The following is a 2,593-nucleotide window of genomic DNA, read 5'->3' as shown; positions in this document are numbered from 1 at the left end:
TTTTTTTTATGGTCATATCAGGTGATGAAACCTTCGGTATGATCGGTGAGAAATCCCTGATAAACAATGGATTTGTCACATTGTAATCACCGTAGAAAAACTGTTCTGAGAAGAAATCCCGGAATGGGATGCACCTTCCCTCCGGCTGCATGCTGAGCTCGTGCATTCGGACATGGTCTATGTCGCGTGTCACACAGGTGGGAGTGTTATCGCCTGCCTCAAACTGAAAATATTGCGGCCAGAATTCCTCCACATAGGCGGCGTCCATCATGAGATGGGCAAGTATGCCAAGGTCGGCAGGTGTCATAGCTTCCACTGGATATTCTGACAATATGTGATCGATGTCCGGATATTTTGTTATGAGATCGTTCTGCCATTCCGGCCTGAAATGTGTCAGGGCTTTGTCCATAACCGCATCTGGAAGAACGCAGCCCAGCAGGAAATCATTCAGCAGCTCCGGCTGGGATTCCTTTGAAATATGAAGTTTATCTGCGATGTATCTGCCCTCGCACAGGTGTATTATGTATCCCGGCATTGCAGCCCTCCCATATAGAATATATTTGTCAATTTGTAAAAAAGTGTACCCCCGGAGCCCCCGTAATGTCAATAAAGACAATTTCATACAAACAGTTTACTTGACTTATAATTTGTTAGGCGGTAAAGTCATAGATGGATAAATGGGATATCCATATCAGAGTAAAAGGAGAAACGTGTTGAATAACGATTACAACAAAGAACAAAACGACAAGAATGACGACAACAAGAATAATGGCAACAAAGGCAAAAACAGGAATGTCATGGTTCTGCTTGTCATCTCGGTGATATTGACACTGCTGTGCTGGAGAGCATATGACAAGATCACAAATGGAACGAAAAAAGAGATCCCGTACAGCGGATTTGTGGAGATGCTGGATTCGGGAGAGGTGGACAATGCGGAGATATATGCCAAAAAGATCAGATTTACCTCAAAGGAGTCTGACGGCACTCTGGATAAGAACACCTATGTGACAGTGAGGATAAGCGACGATAAGCTGGCAGACAGACTTAAGACAGCCCATGAGAAGTATGCCACAACATACAAGGGCAAAGACGAGAGCGGTTCAGCCATGGTCGGAACGATACTCTCATATGTAGTCATGATAGCTGCATTCTATCTGTTCCTCTCGTTAGTGACAAGGCGGAGCGGAATGATGGGCTTTGGCAAATCAAACGCCAAGGTATATATGGAGAAGAAGACCGGAGTCACATTTGCAGATGTTGCAGGAGAGGATGAGGCAAAGGAATCCCTGACTGAGATGGTCGACTTCCTTCACAACCCTAAGAAGTATATGGCTATAGGTGCAAAGCTTCCAAAGGGAGCACTGCTGGTCGGCCCTCCGGGAACCGGAAAGACACTTCTGGCAAAGGCTGTTGCCGGAGAGGCAAACGTGCCATTTTTCTCCATGTCGGGATCAAGCTTCGTGGAGATGTACGTGGGAGTCGGAGCATCGAGAGTCAGAGACCTGTTCAAACAGGCATCTGAGATGGCTCCTTGTATAATATTCATAGACGAGATAGATGCCATAGGCCAGAGCAGAGACAGCGTGAGGGGCGGTGATTCGGAGAGAGAACAGACACTGAACCAGCTTCTTGCCGAGATGGATGGATTTGACACATCCAAGGGAATAGTGATACTGGCTGCGACCAACAGGCCGGAGACACTTGACAAGGCACTCCTGAGACCGGGAAGATTTGACAGAAGAGTAATAGTTGAGAAGCCGGATCTTCAGGGTAGAATAGACACGCTGAAGGTACACTCCAGAAATGTCAAGATGGATGAGACTGTGGATCTCCGTGAGCTTGCGCTTGCCACAGCAGGTGCGGTTGGAGCAGATCTCGCCAATATAATAAACGAGGCGGCGCTCACTGCGGTCAGATCCGGAAGGAGCATGGTTTCACAGGCTGATCTGATTGGTGCGGTGGAGCTTGTATTTGCAGGAAAAGAGAAGAAGGGCAAGCTGCTCGGCGACCAGGAGAAGAAGGTCGTTGCATATCATGAAGTTGGACATGCTCTTCTGGTTGCTCTCCAGAAGCACACTGAGCCTGTTCAGAGAATTACAATAGTTCCTAGAACGATGGGTTCTCTGGGATATGTATGGCAGGTGCCTGAGGAAGAGAAGTATATGGAGACCAAGGCTGAGCTTGAGGCGAACATTGTGACGACCCTCGGCGGAAGAGCTGCAGAGGAATTGAAATTCGAGTCAGTGACCACCGGCGCGGCAAATGATATAGAGCAGGCGACCAAGACAGTGAGAGCGATGATAACCATGTACGGAATGTCAGACAAGTTCGGACTCATGCAGCTTGAGACTGTTCAGGGAAAATATCTCGACAGAAATGCAGTGCTCCAGTGTTCAGACAAGACTGCTGCAAAGGTCGATGAGGAGATTAGGAATCAGCTCAAGAAGGCATATGATGAGGCCAAGAAGCTTCTCTCAGAGCACATGAATGCGTTGGATGCCATCGCACAGTATCTGATAGAGAAGGAGTCGATAACAGGCCAGGAGTTCATGGAGATATTCAACAGAGTTGAAAATGCTGAACAAAATGTTGA

General features: G+C 47.6%; 2 protein-coding genes. One reads left to right on the top strand and one right to left on the bottom strand.

What is annotated here, in order from left to right; all coding sequences use genetic code 11:
- On the bottom strand, positions 1-535 hold a 535-nt coding region (locus CCU_RS06080), incomplete at its 3' end, for a hypothetical protein (protein ID WP_208896036.1).
- A gap of 262 nt (positions 536-797) precedes the next feature.
- Between CCU_RS06080 and ftsH the strand changes: the two genes are divergently transcribed.
- A partial coding sequence (gene ftsH, locus CCU_RS06075; protein WP_208896360.1) for an ATP-dependent zinc metalloprotease FtsH occupies positions 798-2,593 on the top strand: 1,796 nt, incomplete at its 3' end.

Source organism: Coprococcus sp. ART55/1, from assembly GCF_000210595.1.
Classification (GTDB): Bacteria; Bacillota; Clostridia; order Lachnospirales; family Lachnospiraceae; genus Coprococcus; species Coprococcus aceti.
Note: the sequence above shows the minus strand (reverse complement) of the source record. Positions and strands in the feature narration are given on the sequence as shown.